This window comes from Variovorax sp. CCNWLW235 (assembly GCF_037204085.1).
Classification (GTDB): domain Bacteria; phylum Pseudomonadota; class Gammaproteobacteria; order Burkholderiales; family Burkholderiaceae_C; genus Variovorax.
This window is the reverse complement of sequence record NZ_JBBCBW010000036.1, coordinates 23,258-38,662: the sequence shown is the minus strand read 5'-3', so window position 1 is coordinate 38,662 and position 15,405 is coordinate 23,258. Positions and strand designations below refer to the sequence as shown.

The 15,405-nt window shown below is 63.5% G+C and carries 20 protein-coding genes; 10 read left to right on the top strand and 10 right to left on the bottom strand.

Annotated elements, in window-relative coordinates; all coding sequences use genetic code 11:
* Positions 1-49: 49 nt before the first annotated feature.
* Entirely contained in the window at positions 50-400 is a 351-nt protein-coding gene (locus V9L21_RS25610) for a hypothetical protein (RefSeq protein ID WP_337315592.1), read from the bottom strand.
* A gap of 196 nt (positions 401-596) precedes the next feature.
* On the opposite strand from V9L21_RS25610, the gene V9L21_RS25605 reads away from it, so the two are divergent.
* The 7 genes from V9L21_RS25605 to V9L21_RS25575 all read left to right on the top strand — a co-directional run bounded on the left by V9L21_RS25605 (position 597) and on the right by V9L21_RS25575 (position 4,445).
* Positions 597-803 (top strand): hypothetical protein, encoded by a 207-nt coding sequence (locus tag V9L21_RS25605; RefSeq protein WP_337315591.1) that lies wholly within the window; start codon positions 597-599, stop codon positions 801-803.
* 498 nt (positions 804-1,301) lie between these two features.
* Entirely contained in the window at positions 1,302-1,637 is a 336-nt protein-coding gene (locus V9L21_RS25600) for an SMI1/KNR4 family protein (protein ID WP_337315590.1), read from the top strand.
* Between the two features lie 69 nt (positions 1,638-1,706).
* A complete protein-coding gene (locus V9L21_RS25595) occupies positions 1,707-2,144 on the top strand; it encodes a hypothetical protein (RefSeq protein ID WP_337315589.1) in 438 nt (145 codons plus the stop codon).
* A 157-nt stretch (positions 2,145-2,301) separates the two neighbouring features.
* Positions 2,302-2,652 (top strand): hypothetical protein, encoded by a 351-nt coding sequence (locus tag V9L21_RS25590; RefSeq protein WP_337315588.1) that lies wholly within the window; start codon positions 2,302-2,304, stop codon positions 2,650-2,652.
* A gap of 97 nt (positions 2,653-2,749) precedes the next feature.
* Complete coding sequence (locus tag V9L21_RS25585; protein ID WP_337315587.1) at positions 2,750-3,274, top strand: hypothetical protein; 525 nt, start codon at positions 2,750-2,752, stop codon at positions 3,272-3,274.
* Between the two features lie 170 nt (positions 3,275-3,444).
* Positions 3,445-3,996, top strand: a complete 552-nt coding sequence (locus V9L21_RS25580; RefSeq protein ID WP_337315586.1) for a hypothetical protein — start codon at positions 3,445-3,447, stop codon at positions 3,994-3,996.
* Positions 3,997-4,007: 11 nt separating this feature from the next.
* On the top strand, positions 4,008-4,445 hold the full coding sequence (locus tag V9L21_RS25575) for a hypothetical protein (RefSeq protein WP_337315585.1): 438 nt from the start codon (positions 4,008-4,010) through the stop codon (positions 4,443-4,445).
* Positions 4,446-4,654: 209 nt separating this feature from the next.
* On the opposite strand, the gene V9L21_RS25570 is transcribed toward V9L21_RS25575, so the two are convergent.
* Both V9L21_RS25570 and V9L21_RS25565 read right to left on the bottom strand, forming a co-directional pair.
* Positions 4,655-5,125, bottom strand: a complete 471-nt coding sequence (locus V9L21_RS25570) for a glutaredoxin domain-containing protein (RefSeq protein WP_337295057.1) — start codon at positions 5,123-5,125, stop codon at positions 4,655-4,657.
* Between the two features lie 192 nt (positions 5,126-5,317).
* The gene (locus V9L21_RS25565) at positions 5,318-5,701 is read right to left on the bottom strand and encodes a hypothetical protein (RefSeq protein WP_337315584.1); all 384 of its coding nucleotides are present in this window, start codon (positions 5,699-5,701) and stop codon (positions 5,318-5,320) included.
* A gap of 374 nt (positions 5,702-6,075) precedes the next feature.
* Here V9L21_RS25565 and V9L21_RS25560 point away from each other — a divergent pair, with 374 nt between their 5' ends.
* Entirely contained in the window at positions 6,076-6,465 is a 390-nt protein-coding gene (locus V9L21_RS25560) for a hypothetical protein (protein WP_337315583.1), read from the top strand.
* A 60-nt stretch (positions 6,466-6,525) separates the two neighbouring features.
* On the opposite strand, the gene V9L21_RS25555 is transcribed toward V9L21_RS25560, so the two are convergent.
* From V9L21_RS25555 to V9L21_RS25545, 3 genes are all read right to left on the bottom strand, one after another.
* Positions 6,526-6,864: a PRC-barrel domain-containing protein gene (locus tag V9L21_RS25555; protein WP_337315582.1), complete on the bottom strand. Its 339-nt coding sequence runs from the start codon at positions 6,862-6,864 to the stop codon at positions 6,526-6,528.
* A 146-nt stretch (positions 6,865-7,010) separates the two neighbouring features.
* A complete protein-coding gene (locus V9L21_RS25550; RefSeq protein ID WP_337315581.1) occupies positions 7,011-8,612 on the bottom strand; it encodes a hypothetical protein in 1,602 nt (533 codons plus the stop codon).
* On the bottom strand, positions 8,609-9,055 hold the full coding sequence (locus V9L21_RS25545; RefSeq protein WP_337315580.1) for a helix-turn-helix domain-containing protein: 447 nt from the start codon (positions 9,053-9,055) through the stop codon (positions 8,609-8,611). The genes V9L21_RS25550 and V9L21_RS25545 overlap by 4 nt, the downstream gene beginning before the upstream one ends.
* A gap of 72 nt (positions 9,056-9,127) precedes the next feature.
* Here V9L21_RS25545 and V9L21_RS25540 point away from each other — a divergent pair, with 72 nt between their 5' ends.
* A complete protein-coding gene (locus V9L21_RS25540; protein WP_337315579.1) occupies positions 9,128-9,994 on the top strand; it encodes a class I SAM-dependent methyltransferase in 867 nt (288 codons plus the stop codon).
* Here the strand turns inward: V9L21_RS25540 and V9L21_RS25535 are convergent.
* A complete protein-coding gene (locus V9L21_RS25535) occupies positions 9,983-10,912 on the bottom strand; it encodes a LysR family transcriptional regulator (RefSeq protein WP_337315578.1) in 930 nt (309 codons plus the stop codon). The two genes, V9L21_RS25540 and V9L21_RS25535, sit on opposite strands and share 12 nt — an antisense overlap.
* A 96-nt stretch (positions 10,913-11,008) precedes the next feature.
* Here V9L21_RS25535 and V9L21_RS25530 point away from each other — a divergent pair, with 96 nt between their 5' ends.
* Positions 11,009-11,437, top strand: coding sequence for a nuclear transport factor 2 family protein (locus V9L21_RS25530; protein ID WP_337315577.1), 429 nt, complete (start codon positions 11,009-11,011; stop codon positions 11,435-11,437).
* A gap of 20 nt (positions 11,438-11,457) precedes the next feature.
* Here V9L21_RS25530 and V9L21_RS25525 read toward each other — a convergent pair whose 3' ends face one another.
* Genes V9L21_RS25525 through V9L21_RS25515 form a run of 3 tightly spaced genes read right to left on the bottom strand, consistent with a single transcriptional unit; the run spans position 11,458 to position 15,340 of the window.
* Positions 11,458-13,986, bottom strand: coding sequence for a cbb3-type cytochrome c oxidase subunit I (locus tag V9L21_RS25525; RefSeq protein WP_337315576.1), 2,529 nt, complete (start codon positions 13,984-13,986; stop codon positions 11,458-11,460).
* Complete coding sequence (locus V9L21_RS25520) at positions 13,983-14,933, bottom strand: cytochrome c oxidase subunit II (protein WP_337315575.1); 951 nt, start codon at positions 14,931-14,933, stop codon at positions 13,983-13,985. Before V9L21_RS25520 ends, V9L21_RS25525 begins: the two co-directional genes overlap by 4 nt.
* The gene (locus tag V9L21_RS25515; RefSeq protein WP_337315574.1) at positions 14,930-15,340 is read right to left on the bottom strand and encodes a c-type cytochrome; all 411 of its coding nucleotides are present in this window, start codon (positions 15,338-15,340) and stop codon (positions 14,930-14,932) included. The genes V9L21_RS25520 and V9L21_RS25515 overlap by 4 nt, the downstream gene beginning before the upstream one ends.
* Positions 15,341-15,405: the final 65 nt, after the last annotated feature.

Sequence of the window (15,405 nt, the reverse complement as noted above, 5' to 3'; positions counted from 1 at the left end):
CCTCCATCGATGATGAAGGGCATGCAAACTGCGAGCCAGTTCCTAGAATTCAGCGGAGTTTTTCAACACAATCGGCCAATAGCAGCCTCTCGCCGTCATCAACCAAACTGAGAGTTTTATGCCTTCTTCGCCGCCAGCAGCGAACACATGCCCTCGATGTCACAGCGATGCGCAAGTCAAGGCGAAGCTTGTTCTCATCGGAAGAGCTAGTCCACGCCTGCTGTTTCCCGATGAGGAGCGAGCCGGCTATAGGCGGCGCGACCAGTTGGCCATCGACGAGTGCAGCACCGAGAACCTGCAGAAGCCGCCCTTGCAGCAGTTCGTGCCTGGGTTCTACTGCCATGCCTGCGGTGTCGGCTTTGTTACCAACAGCATATTGAAGTGAGGCAAAGGCAGTCATGAGCTGCACGATTCGGCCGACTACAGTCGGCCAAAATCTGTCGTTTGTGGACAAGGCGCTGAATGCCGAAAAGCCGACATTCGACCCATGTGATTGCACCTTGCTTCCCGACGCGCGTGCGCGCAAACCGCGCCTCGTGAACAATGGGCTGCAACTTTGACCTAGCTCGGATAGGATGAGGATTGGCCCCAGACTGATGCATCGCAGTGAATCGTTTACTGACAAGGCGACGGAGCTTGATTCGCTACGTCGCACCCTTGATGCCGCGCCCGTAGCCATTTCTGTGTTGTCGATCCAGCCGCATCGGAAGGGTGGACACGTCGTCTCCATGGAAATCGACCACGATTCCCTCGATGCACTCATCGGTCACATCGACGCAGAAGGCTGGATGGACTGTCTGTGAGGCTACAGTCGGCCAGGACCGGTCCTTCGTCAGCCGCCTCAGAGTTCACTTTTAAGCTGACCTTCGCAGTCGCGCTTTCTTGCCGAGGAGAAAACTTGAGCATCAGCCTGTTCGTCGAGCGCCTTAGTGGCGCTGAGCGACCAATCTCGCTTGAGGATTGGAGACGAGTCGTTTCGCAGGAACCAGACCTTCGCCTTCGCACTGAGGCGCATGTTGCAGTCAACCCCATGACGGGCGACCAGATTCGCTTGCCAGTTGGTGAGGCCGACTCAGAACTCCTAAGCGGCGGCGCGTGACAACCATTTCTGCGCTTCGTTCGCGGTAGGCTGGTCACTGAGTACAGACCAGAGTTCGAGAAGCCAGGCAACGAGGTTCGCAAGAAGCTGGCGTCGGTTGCAAAGGCGTTGAATGCGCTTGTGATGACCGACGTTGATGATGAGCCTTTGAAATGGTAGCGAAGAAAGAAGGTCGCCGTGCGGCCATAACCAGACACCCACGATGACCAGTCACCTGCCTGCTGCCTACCGAGCATTCATCAACGCGAACGGCGTGTTCGAGGGCTTCGTCATCATGGATGACGAGGAGCAGTACATCATCCTTTGGGCCGAGGACGAGGTGACTACCGCCAACGCTGAAATGGAAGTTGGCGCATACGCTCCGGGCTTCGTGGCGTTCGCCGGGAATGGTGGTGGTGAAATCTACGCCTTCGACGAGGCCGGCGCCGTCTTCATGCTGCCTATGATTGGAATGGCACCAGACGTTGCCATCAAAGTAGCTGATGACTTTCCCGGACTTGTCCGAGGCTTCCAGCGTGGGGCTGCCCTCGGGACCTGACGCTTGCCCCACTGGCTACAGTCGGCCAACACCGGACCTTCCGATCAGTCTCGAAATCAGTCAACACCCATGCTTCCCAATAACGTTAGCGAACAAGTCGCGGCTGAAACGCAGCGGTTGTCGGCAGGTAGAGGCAACTCGACGCGGCAGCGGCTCGAAAAGTTGGCCGCCCGCCCTGGCACGCGGGTGTTGGCTGCCGAGCAAGATGCCTGCATTTTCCGCATGGAAGCGTTGATACGTGACGAGTATCCGGAGTACCAGTTTTTCCTTGCAGGGCAGTTGATCGAGGTTCGGCGATTGAACCCGTTGTCAGATAAGTACTCTTTTGCCGATTTCCCGCCGGAGCTGGAAGACAAACGTCAATGGATACAAGATAGATTCTCCGCTTTGATTTTGACCACCAGCGAAGGTTTGGGCTGGTTCGAACCGCCATGGAACCAGTTGAATGACGAACAGCAGGCTATGTGCAGACCTAAGTTCATCGAAGACGGCCTGCGCTACTTCTAGTTGGCGAGCCCGGAATGGCCCGTCAACCATCGGCCAACAGCGGACGCTCGAATCTAGGCCAGAATTCACCCCGAGGCAGGAACCAAGACGTCGAGACGCGAGCGATTGCGATGCCATCTTCGACAAGAACAACTCGGAGGCCTGAGGAGAAGGAACTATGGCCGTAACGCTACTCATCATCTACACGGTGGTCTACTTTGTGGGCTACTGCGGAGCCTTGGGCCTCAACCTACTTGTCAGGCGAGACCTGGTGCCCTCCCGAACAGCGGGGGTCATCTTGGTTCTTGCCGCATGTGCGGTGTATTTTTTCTTCACAGTTCAAGCGCTGCTCGCATTGGACATGGGACGCTTTTCAAGCCACGACCAAGGACGAATCGTCGGAGAGATGCTTGCAAACGTGCTCCTTCCTTTGACGGTCGTGCTGATTTTTGTGTCCTTTGCCGCCCGACGCGAACGGCGCAGGCGGAACACAGAGCAGAGGTCCGCCAGGATTGACCCCACAGCATGATGTTTGGTGAGGATATTTCTGGCGCTCTCGAGCCGAGGCAGGATCGGCGGTTGCCGGCCAGAACCAGACATTTGAGAGTGGCAGACACACTAGTTTTATGAACACCCGTGTTCACTTGGTTCAAGCGACTCTAGATGAGGTGGCTGCATTCCGCTTGGCTAACTACCAGGGCAGCGATGACACGGTGATGCGCCTGCTCGATGAATATGGAGATGATTCGGATCTGGCTGAGCTGCTTTGGGCTGACCTGCCCGCCACATATCGCCCTGAAGACGTGGCGATGCTGCTAGATCTTTGGACTTGGCGGACAAACGACAACGGTGCGCGTATCGGGCAGACTCTGGAGCGTTGGATTGTCGAATCCTCAGATGAGCGGAAGGTTTGGACCGCACTCAACCAAGAGGTATACCCGTTCATAGACGGCAACATTCGTATTGCTCACTTGCTTAGGTTGAAATCCGTTTTCTCGACGCTCGAAGAACGCTGTGACGCAATGATCGCCTTCAGTCGAGAACTTCTTGAGCGGGAGCGCCTGAGGAGCGGCCACAGCATCTCGCCGGGCCTTTCTTCGGCGCAGAACACTTCTACAACGAAGCCTTGGTGGATCCTGGGCCGAAGGTAGTGAGACTGCTGTTCCGGTAGGGGCGAGAGAGAACGGAGCGACTGCTTTAGAGGACCGCGAACTACTGCTTTGGGCCCGAAGCTCCAAGGCCGCGACCGGCTAAAGTCGGCCAACGGCAGTCATTTGGTGCTACACAGATCCATTTGCAAAAGACAGGTGAGTTCAGATTCATGGCCGCGTACTCCAGCCTCTATTTCACTGATTCTCCCTTGCCGCCAGCAACTGGCGCGTTGGCCGATTCCAACGAGCCGTACCTTCAATCAAGATATCACCTGCCCCTCTTTTGGCTTGCTATGTACGAGCAAAGGGATCTGACGGTTCTCACCGCAGACGAGAACGGAGACGCCTGGCCCTATCTCGTCAAGCGACGGCTCGACGCGATAGAAATGCTTGCTTCTCGTGAAAGCTGGCTTGTCTCCCACTTCCCTACGCTGGATCGCGCATGGCTGAACGCATTTCAGTCCATGCTCAGTCAAAATTCTTCTGACTACGTTCACTTCGATACTTCAGATATCGGAGGAATGCTGGGCTCAGCTGAAGACTGGCTACCAAAACTTTCGGCCTATCTGAAGATCTTCGACGTGCCTCAAGATCAAGAAGACCAGAACGAATCGTGGAGGATATTTCGACAAATCGAAGGATCATTTTCTGGGGCCAGCGCGCACGAGTCTTGGGCCTTTTGCGGAACCAGTGATGATGGCAACATGGACTGGGAACGATAAGCCGACATCAGATGCAATCCATCGGTGTGTATTTCGGTTGTTTTGCGTGGCCTTCGGGACTGAAGCACCGGTTCTTGCACGGCTACAGTCGGGCCATCAGCGGACATATCATGCGCAACAGCTCTCTTATCGAAACTCTAGTGAAATTGCCACAGCGTGAGCTCTTGGATGTCATTGCGAAAGCGCTGGAGCAACGAGCTGTCGACGTTGGGCGACCGGAGTGGGAAGAAGCAAAACTTTGTCTTGCTGAGGTGCACAGGTTCCACGAAGGGGCCAGCCAGCCCAGTCCATGGGACGTGTTGCTAGTTGCTCGACCACGGGACGCCGAACCGAACGATTCCCACGGCGTTGGCCTTTTGCAAGAAGGCGCGCATTGTGGGCATACCTTGGTTGGCTATGAGAAGCAGGCAATCTGCCCTATCTGCGGGCTACCCGCCGAACTCACGTAAATCACGCACCGTCCGCTTTGAGCACGAATCCGAAGTTGCTTTCGAAGGTCCGCTTTTGCAAGATGCGAAGGACGGCTTCGGGCCCGAAGCCGAAGTTCAGAAAACCCTAAAGCGGTCGTTCACCGGCTTCAAATCCGGTTCGTGACCGCTTGGCGGCACGCGCTTGTCGAATTTGAGGCGAGTTCAAGCCTTGGGGCGCAGCACCGCTGCTACTTGCTGCGAGCCTGAAAAAAAGCGTCATACGCGGCAGCGGTAAAACCCGTGACACCCCGACCGTTCGCGAAGAGCTGAGGCACTCCGCTGTTACCTCCGAGTTGCGCATAGGCTGATTTGCCTTCCGCGGTGTCGATGTCCACCTCCCGATAACCGATGCCCTTGGCTGCCAGGTAGGCCTTTGCCTGTTTGCAATAGCCGCACCACTTGGCAGAAAAAAGCACCGTGTCGCGAGGCGGCGTGGCCGATGCTCGGGCGTCAGCTGACTTGCGCAGCTGTTCGACGTACGCGAGGGTGTCTGCAGACAAAGGACTGGCCGGCAGATTCTTGAACGTCAGCGTCTTGGAGTCGCGGGCCTGTGGCGGCGGAACATCGCTATAGATCGTTCTTCCATCAGGGCCGGTGGACTTGTAGAGCGTTGTCGTCGATCCATCAGCGGCGGATACTGTACTTACCCAGACGAGCATACATATGGACCAAAGCCGCATCCTGTATCCCCCGAAATTTTGATGGGCGCGAGAATAGCACCGCCGCCTTGGCCAAATGGGCAACTTTGTTGAGGCGAATCGAGAGAGTGACCTGGTGTTGCTTTCCCAAACTGATACTCGTGTCGACTCATCGGGAACTACCGTCGTGCTCACCGAGGGTGGAAGGCAAGGTTATTGCGTAACGCTCCCGGCCAAGGCCACGCGCACGGATTTGATCGCGGTGTCGGCGGTGCAGATGCGGCGTTGCAGTTCGGCGTTAAGCAATCTCAAGAGCGCGCCGAGTTCGCTCCGGCTCATGTAGACCTCTGCCGGGTCTTTCAAGCGCTGTGGCTCGATGAGTCCTTCGAGGCATGCGTATGCGCGGTGCACGTCGTGAATATTGTTGATGTCATCGGACGCCTGAAGAGCGAGTGACTCGGCGCGGTCTTGCAGCGGGCACAAGCTTGATTCAGCTGCGGCGTCAGGACTTGGCGTCGCGTCCGGCGCTGCTGTGACGTTTTCGGAAGGGGCGGGGAGTGCGGCGGCGTGCGCAGAGGCGCGAGCGGGTGTAGCCATTGATGGCCTCCAAGAGGTGCGATTTGCTGAAACCGCCGCTCTCGAGACCAATCGAGGCGGCAGCTCGACGGGTTGGTCTACCGGGCACCTCTTGCGAGAACCGGCCGGGCTTGCGCCCGCCCGTCGAGCCGCCAAAAAAACTGGAGGCACGAACAACAAGCCGCAGACCCTGCGGGGAAACTGCGGCTTACGTCGCAGAGATGCTTCAGGAGACCAATCCCGATCACGCCTTTTTTTGACGTGACGGGCGCAGTATATCGAGCGGGTCACATCTCCGAACTCCGACTGAACCGACCACCTGCCCGGTATCCGTCCGACATCTCCGCTGCCCCAAATCGCAGACCGTGCCATGAAGAAACTTTCAGGAGAAATTCATGGCTCAACTCAACCAACCTGTCGACAAGAGCGGATCCCATAGCCCCGGTCATCCCGCACCATCGCCCGCAGACCTGAAAAAGGCCGCCGACGAATTCACCGAAGGGCCGAACGTCGAGGCAAGTCCCTGGGAGCTCCAGGCCGCGCGGGGAGAAACACCGCTCGAAGGCCAGCGGGCGAAAAATGCTCTCGACTGGGACGAGTTCCTGGCGCGCTATGACGAATGGAAAGGGGCCACCGTTCGTTTCGAGGCTGCGGTTCGCGAGATGAAAGCCGGCTCAGAACAGGGCCGATCGGAAGCGCAGCAACTCGCGCGCGAGCTTGCCCGCCTGCACCATGCGTTCATGGAGTCTTCGCAGCCTTACTTCCAGGCGTCGAAGGTCGATTAAGGGGCTTCTCCCTGTCGCCCCATGGTTCGGCGGGTGCGCTCGCCGAACCCCTCTAGCTCCCTACAGCCCGTAGTACTTGTCCACCGTGCCGCTGTACTTGTCGTCGTAGTCAGGCACGCGGTCGCTCGCGTACTTGGGCGCGCCCTCGAGCTGTGCCTTGTCCAAGGGCACCACGTAGCCGTCCTGTGCGGTGTCGTACTTCAGCATGGGCCACGGAATGGGATAGCGGTCGGTGCCCATGCCCAGGAAGCCGCCGAACTCCATCACGGCGTAGCGGACCTGGCCTGAAATCTTGTCGATCATCAGGTCGTCGATGGTGCCGAGTTTGTCGCCCGCCGCGTTGTACACGGCGGTTCCCTCGACACGCTCTGAAGAAATAACCGGATTGGCGCTTGTCATGGAAGGATGTCTCCGGCCGGCATTTCTGGGGATGACGGCGTCGATTGTTGCAATGCCCAGAACTGCAACTTTCGGCCCGGAAAAATCGCTGCGCATCGGCCAGGCGATGATCGTGCTGTAGGAGTCCGCCCGCGCAATGCCGCAGGTCAGATCAAGATCAGCAGCGCCAGCCCGACGGCGGTCAAGCCCAGGCCGAGCATCTCGGCTGGGGACATGCTGCGCAGCCGCCGCACGGTGATCGTGGCCAGCGGCAGCAGCAGCACAAGGCCGATCCAGCGGTCCAGCGGCGCCAAGCAGATGCGTGCAAGGGCCCACAACCAGGCGCAGTGCGCGACAAAGCCCCAGAACTCGGCGCGGCTGGTGGCGGAGCCCAGGTCGAACGTCTTGCGCCATCCTTTGACCACGGTCTCCCACCAGGTGGTTCCTTCGTCGTCCACCAGCTTGTGCAGGCCGTGCAGCGCCAGCACACACAGCAGAACGGGCCCGAAGTAGACACTCCATATGCCAATGCCGGTGTACAGCGGATGCGCATAGCCCGTGCCGCCGCGGCCCAGGCTGGCGGCGGCCAATGCCGTCATGCCAAGGCCGGCCAGCAGCGTACCCGCCGCCACGGCGAATTTCGGCATGCCCACGCGCAGCAGGCCGCGACCTGCGGCAAACAAGCCAAGTGCGAGCACGGTGGCCGCCATGAAATTCTTCAGCGCCTCGGCTGACGACTTCCAGCCCTTGTGCGGGCCCGCGGCCCAATGGCTGGACTCGGGTGGCTCGAGCGGGTTTGCGCCGGGCGCCCATTGCCGTGCCGGTTCCTGCTGCGCAACCAGCCGCCGCCGGCCCCAGGTTTCGTCCTGCGGCGCAAGTTCCCTCAGGGCAAGCTCGAGGTGGTACGCGCGCCGCGCGTTGTCCATGTCGTGCGGCACCAAAAGCGGCTTTGCGGCCGCATCGGCACCGGCCGCCATGAGCGCCGGCAACTGCTCGGGCCAATACGCGGGGGCTGGCTGCGCCTCGCAGGCCAGCGGTTCAGACGCCGCGCCCGGCTGCACCATGGCCACTGCATTGGCCTGCATTTCACTCAGATTGCCTTCGGGGCGGTCCCAGGTGCAGGCAAAGGCCAGGCCGCCCAGAACGATGTCGGGCCGAAAGACGGGGAGCGGCCGCGTGGAGGTGTTGGCCAGGCGCAGCGCCAGCATCAGGCGAACCCTGCCGCCGCTCGTCGGTGCGGCCCACAAGCCGGGTGCGACGGGCTGCATGTCGCGCATCACGATGGTGAAGAAGGGCGCGCGCGCGGCACCGGTCTCCCATTGCGGAGCCAGCCCGTGGTTGAGCGCCCCTTGCCAGGCGGCGCGAAAGGGAGCGTCGAGCACGCCGCTTCGGGTGTGGCCGCGTGCAATTGCGGCGGCCACGGTGTCTTCAGGGGCGGAGGCAGTCCAAGGCAGGCTGCGCTTGAACGATTCCCACGCTCCGGGCCGGGGCGCGGGTGCAGCGGCCGGGCGGGTGATCTGCGCCACATACGCATGCAGGAGTTCGCGGCGCAAGGCTTCGATGTCGGCGGGAGGCGCCCCCGCGCTACGCAACTGGCCGACGAGGAAGAAAGCCTGCGCTGCGTTGTCGCCCACCGTTGTTTCGCGCAGGGCAGCGGCAAATCGGGAAGGCTCCGAGGCCAGGGCCCACGCCGGCAGGCACAGCAAGACACAGAGAACGCGGCGCAGGTAGTGCGTCATGGGCGATGCAAGGCCAGCGGCCGAGTTCAACAGCGGGCGGATCTTAGTGCACTTGCCTTGGGCGAACGCTTGGCCCCCCCGGACGCCGCAGCCCGCAAGATGCGCTGAAACGTCGGGCATTCCATGTGGCTGGGCGCCGGGCAGGCGGCGGCGTGCCGGAGGCCGTCGCGCATGGCGCTGAGCTTGCGAATGGTTTTGTCGAGCTCGTCGGCCTTGGCCGCGAGCATTTGCCTGTCGATGCGCGGCATTCCGCCGGGCGCGAACATGCGGCCGATTTCTTCGAGCGAGAAGCCCGCGGAGCGACCCACCGCGATCAGCGCCAGCCGCTCGAGCACGCCCGCATCGAACAGGCGGCGCAAGCCGCGCCGACCGGTGGAGGCGATGAGCCCCTTCTCTTCGTAGAAGCGCAGCGTCGATGCGGGAACGCCCGATTGCTGCGCCACTTCGGCAATGTCCAGATGAGCTGCTGCCACCACTTGACCTCAAGTCGACTTGAAGTTGCAAAGTCTAGCTTCCGCCCTTCAGGGCTTGCAAGGAAAACGATCATGAACATCAAGCAGCACACGGAAGACAACGAACAGGCCGCACTGTGGAACGGGCGCGCGGGCCGCGCCTGGGTCGATGCGCAGGAGTCGCTCGACCGTTTGTTCACGCCGTTCGAAAACCTGCTCGTCGACGAGGTGCGTGCCGCGCAGGCGCGCCGCGTGCTGGACGTGGGCTGCGGCACCGGGGCCACCACGCTGGCCATCGCACGGGTACTCGGCGCCGGGGGGCACTGCACGGGGGCCGACATTTCCGAGCCGATGATTGCCGCAGCGCGCGCACGCGCCAACCGGGAAGGCGCGCCGGCAAGCTTTGTGTGCGGCGATGCGCAGAGGCACCCCTTCGAGCCGGCGAGCTTCGACCTGGTCGTTTCGCGCTTCGGCGTGATGTTCTTCGACAGCCCGGTGCAGGCTTTTTCCAACCTGCTGAACGCTGCCAAGAGTGGCGCCAGGCTTCGGGCCATTGCGTGGCGCAGCGCCGCGGAAAACCCGTTCATGACCACGGCCGAGCGGGCCGCGGCACCGCTGCTGCCAAACCTGCCGGCTCGCAAGCCGGGCGCGCCGGGGCAGTTCGCTTTTGCAGACCCGGGCCGGGTCGCTTCCATCCTGGAGGAGAGCGGCTGGGCCGGCATCGACATCCGGCCCATCGACGTCGAGTGCGCTTTGCCCGAAAGCGATCTGATGGGCTATCTCACGCGGCTCGGCCCGGTCGGCCTGGTGCTTCAGGATGAGACGGACGAGCGCAGGCGAGCACAGGTTATAGCGACCGTGCGCGCGGCGTTCGAGCCCTATGTGCGCGGCAGTGAGGTTCGCTTCACCGCGGCGTGCTGGATGATTGGTGCGCAGGCGCCGGCCACGTCACCGCGCTGAAGGGGCGCGGGTCTTTTGCCCGGGCGACGTGCCGGCCAGCGGAGCAAGTTGCTGGCGTAGGCCCGAGATGACATGCGCCAACGACCGGCGCGGCCGTTTCGGCGTGAAAAGGTGCATCTCGTAGCGCGGCAGCGCCTCGCGCAGGCCCAGCGGCACGATGAGGCCCTTTGCCGCGCTCCCGAGCAGCGCCGGATGTGGGAGCACGCAGAGCAAGTCGGCGTGCAGCATCAGCTGCAGCAGGCTGGCGTAGTCGGCGCAAGACACCGCGACACGCGGCGCACGCATCCGTCGGACGGCAAATGCTTCATGCAGCACGTCGACAGGACCGCTCACGCTGGGCCCGACGATGGCCCACGACGCCGCCTGCAGTTCCTCCAGCGACTGCGCCTTTGCCAGCGGGTGCGTCTGGCGCGCATAGACCATCGGCGTGAGCTGGTACAGCAGCTCGGAGGCCAGGCCGCTGGCGGCATACCCGCGGGGCAGCGGCGAAATCACCAGGTCGAGTTCGCCGCCCTGCAGCTTCGCAAGCATGCGGCCCTCGTCGGCGCCCGATATGTCGAGGCGACGGCGCGGGCGGCCATGACACCACCCGAAGTGCAGCGAGGGCCCGAACACGAGGGCGGCCGACGGCGTGGCGCCCACGCGCAGCAGGTCGCGATGCGCCGCAGCGGCACTGCCCGCCGCCAGCGCATCGATCTGCTCCGAGAGGCCCCGGCTCTTGGCGGCGGCTTGCAGCGCTGCGTCTGTGGGCAGCAGCCTGCGGCCCGCCTGAACAAAAAGCGGTGTGTCGAACTGCTTCTGAAGCTGCCGCATGCCGTGGCTGATGGCGGGTTGCGACACGCCGCCGGCGCGTGCCGCCGCAGCAAAGCTGCCGTGATCGATCACCAGTGCCAGATAGTGCAGGTAGCGCAAATTCATAAATACTGCTTATGGATTGGCAGCCATTGTGGCTTGCGGCCGGGCGCTGTGTCTGGAACGATCCGGCCACTGAACCGAAAAACACAGGAGCCTCGCATGACTCAACCCCAACTGGACACCGTACGCCACTACCTGCGGCACCTGCACGAAAGCGATACGGCGGGGCTGATCTCCGTTTTCGAGAACGAGGGCGTCGTTCACTCGCCGTTTCTCGGAACCATGAAGGCGCGCGATTTCTTCCCCAGGCTGGCGCAGGCATCGAGCCAGAGCGTGATCACGCTGATCGACCTGTTCGCATCCGTGCAGCCGGTGGAAGACACGGTGCGCGTGGCCGCGTATTTTCGGTACGACTGGACGCTGAGCGATGGAAGGCTGGTCGATTTCACTTGCGTGGACGTGTTCAGCTTTCGGCCCGGCAGCGACCGCATCGACAGCATGCACATCGTCTACGACACGCATCCGCTGCGCGAGCGGGTGGGGGACAAGTACGCCCCTGCGCCCGCGCCCGATGCGGGCTCTTGCTAGCCCTCGCTCTAGCCCTGGCCCTAGCCCAGCAGCCGCGGCAGCAGCTGCACCGTCAGCGCACCGACGATTCCCTGCGCGGTCACGCAGTGCCACATGAGCCCGGTGTTGTCGATGGTCGCGCGGGCCGCGGGCTGCAGCCGGCCCGTCCAGGAGCGCACCAGCACGTAGCCGCCCATCAGCATCAGCACGGCGATGTGAAAGGCCTGGTAGCTCAGCAGCATGCCGACCGACGCGCTCCAGCCTTCCGATCGCGGGTCGAGCGCCGCCAGCAGATGCCCCCCGATGTCGAGCGCGGCCGAGGCTGCCGCTCCGGCCATGGCCAGCGCCATGAGCAGGCGCAGCCCGCGCTGGCCGCGTGTGTGCGGCGTGCGAACCATGTGCGTGGCAGCCAGCATGGCGCCCGAGCTCGCCGCGAGCAGCAAGGCCGCGGCCAGCGGCCAGCGCATGGCCGGCAGCGCGGCGCCGGGCGGCGGGCACACATCGCTTGCCATTGCCAGGTGCACGTGGGTGTAGAGCAGCGAGACGAAGATCGTCATGTCCACCGCAATCAGAACGATCATCGCCCACCATGAATGCGACGAGCTGCCATGCGCGCCGACCGGCAGGCGCACGCCCCGGCCCACGTCGACCGTTGCAACCGGCGGCGGAAGATCCGAATCCCACAACCAGCGCAGGATGAACGCCACCGCGAGCACGCCGCATGCAAACGCCGGCAGCGGCTGCGAAACCGTCAACAGAAGAAAGAAGCCCGCCGTGCCCGCGGCCGCTCCCAGCGGCCACCAGCTGTCCGTGGGCAGGCGCAGCAGGTGCAGCGGCCGTGCGTCGCGCAGGCTGGTCATCAGCGTTTCCCGGCCGCCGAACACCGTGCCGGGCAGCCAGTGGTGGCCGGCCTCGACCTCTTGCGGCAGCGCGGGGTTCTTCCACAGCGGATAGGCCGAATCGACCTGCGGGATGCTGCGTACGCCGTATTCGCGCGGCGGCAACCATTCGAGCGTGCCCGCGCGCCAGGGGTTGCCGTGGTCGGTGGAGGGCCGCCGCAGCGTGCGGAACGCATCGATGAAAAAGAGCAGCACGCCTGCGGCCAGGATGTAGGCGCCCACGGTCGACAGCATGTTGAGCGCGTTCCAGCCCAGGCTGCCGTCATAGGTGTACACGCGCCGCGGCATGCCGAGCATGCCCGCGATGTGCATTGGAAAGAACGCCAGGTTGAAACCGCCGAACATGAGCCCGAACACCCAGCGGCCCCAGCGCTCCGAAAGGCAGTGCCCGTTGAAGAGCGGCGCCCAGTAGTAAAACCCCGCAAACACCGGAAACACCATGCCGCCGATCAGCACGTAATGCAGGTGCGCAACGATGAAGTAGCTGTCGTGCGCCTGCCAGTCGAAAGGCAGCACCGCCACCATTACCCCGGTGAGGCCGCCCAGCACAAAGATGAAATGAAAGCCGAGCAGGAACAGCGTGGGCGCGTTCAGCGCCACGCGGCCGCGCCAGAAGGTGGCGATCCACGCGAACACCTGCACGCCGCTCGGTATGGCCACGATGAAGCTCGCCGCCGAGACGATCAGCAGCGAGAGGTTGCCCAGGCCCGCGGTGAACATGTGGTGCGCCCACAGCGCAAAGCTCACCACGCCCACGCCGATGAGCGCCAGCACCACGGCCCGGTGGCCCACCAGCGGCGTGCCGGCCAGCGTGGCCACCATCATCGAGACCATGCCCGCTGCGGGCAGAAAGATGATGTAGACCTCCGGGTGGCCGAAGAACCAGAACAGGTGCTGCCACAGCAGCGGATCGCCGCCGCGCGCGGGAATGAAAAAGGGCCAGTCGAACGCGCGCTCCAGCTCCAGCAGCATGGTGGCGGCAATCACGGCCGGAAAGGCGATGACGATCATCAGCGCGCTCACCAGCATGGCCCAGGCAAAGATGGGCATGCGCATCAGCTTCATGCCCGGTGCGCGCGTGAAGAGAATGCCGACGATCAATTCGATGGCGCCGGCAATGGCCGATATCTCGATGAACCCGATGCCCAGCAGCCACCAGTCGGCGCCGCGACCGGGAGAAAACTCCTTGCCGGTGAGCGGCGGGTACATGAACCAGCCGCCGTCCGGAGACTCGCCGAAAAAAATGGTGCAGAAGAAAGCGAGGCCGCCGATGAAGTAGGCCCAGAACGCATAGGCGGAGAGCAGCGGAAACGGCAGGTCGCGCGCACCGAGCATGCCCGGCAGCAGATAGATGGCCACGGCCTCGACGATGGGAACCGCAAACAGGAACATCATCACGGTGCCATGCATCGTGAAGAGCTGGTTGTACGTGTTGGCGTCGATAAGGCCGTTGTTGGGAACTGCCAGCTGAGTGCGCATCAGCAGCGCCAGGACGCCGGCCAGCACGAAGAAGAGCATGGCCGCGGCAATGTAGAACACGCCGATGCGCGTGTTGTTGACCGCCGAGAGCTGGCGCCAGCCGCTGGGCGGCTCCCAGGCGCGCTCGAGCGCCTCGCGCTCTCCCTCGGGGCGCGGCGGCAGGTTTGCAACGTCGTTCGCAGCGTGGGTCATTTCAGTTGCGCGAGCCAGGCCGCGATCAGTTGAAGGTCGGCCTCGCCGATGCGATTGCCGGACGAAGGCATGCGTGCACCCGGCTTGAGCTGCTGCGTGTGGGCAACCCACGCGGCCAGATGGGCGGGTTCGTTGGGCACGGTGCCGGCGCCCAGGTGCAGCCGGCTGCCCACGTGCGTAAGGTCGGGGCCGAGGCGGCTTTCTTCGCTCACGCCGCGCACGGTGTGGCAGGCGTTGCAGCGGTGCGCAAGAAAGGCTTCGCGGCCACGCTCGACCTCGCGGGGCAACGTGGGTGAGGTGGCTGCGGTGGCCGCCGGCTTTGCCTGCGCCGCAAGCCAGGCATCGAAGGCCGCGGGCTCCTCCGCCACCACATGCAGCGCCATGCGCGCGTGCTGCTCGCCGCAATATTCGGCGCACTGGCCGCGCCAGGTGCCGGGCCGGTCGGCCTGCAGCTGCAGGTGCTGCACGCGGCCCGGCAGCATGTCCATCTTGCCGCCGAGCGACGGTACCCAGAAACTGTGAATCACGTCGGCACTGCCAAGCCCGAAGTAGACGGGCCGCCCCACCGGAATGCGGATTTCGTTCGCGGTGACCACCTCGGCGCCGGTGGCCGGGTCGCGGTAGCGCACCTCCCACCACCACATGTGGCCCGTCACCCCGACGATCAGCGCGCCGGGCGGTGGAATCGGCCGCCACGGCGGCCGGTGCCATTCGCTGTAGAAGAAGAGTGCGGTGAGCACCACCGTCGGAAACACAAGGCCGCCGCCAACCAGCCACCAGCGCGCGTTCACGGTGCCCTTGCGTCGCCGCATGGCAAGCACCAGCAGCAGCATCACCCCGGCGAAGATCAGCGTGCCGCCCACCACCAGCACGCCGCTCACCTCGAGCAGCGTCTCGGCGACCGGCCCTGCGGCCCGTAGTGCGGATTGCGGCGGGCCTTCGCTCATTCGAGTGAGAGCAGGTAGGCCGCCATGTCGCGCGCATCGTCGGGCGAAACGCCCATGGCAGGCATCAGGGTGCCGGGCACCAACGCGGCGGGCGCCACGATCCATCGGACGAGATGGTCCGGCCCGTTCGGCACTTGCCCCGCGATGTAGCTGCGGCGCCCGAACGAGGCCAGCGTCGGCCCCATGCGCCCGCGGGCCGCCTGCACGTCGGGAATGGCATGGCAGCTGCCGCATTGGTATTGCGCGAGCAGCAGCCTTCCTCTTTCGACCTGCGCCTGCGGCGCATGATCGAACGCAGGGCCGCTCTCCTGCGACGTGCACGCGCCCGAGAGCAGCGCCAGCAACAGCAGGGCGAACGGGTGTACGGCATACGCGAGCACGGCGCGGTAAGGCAGGGCGGCCAGCATGCCGCGATTGTGCGGACAGGAACGCGGCTTGCGCCGACACGGCGGCGCCGGTGCGCGTCGGACAA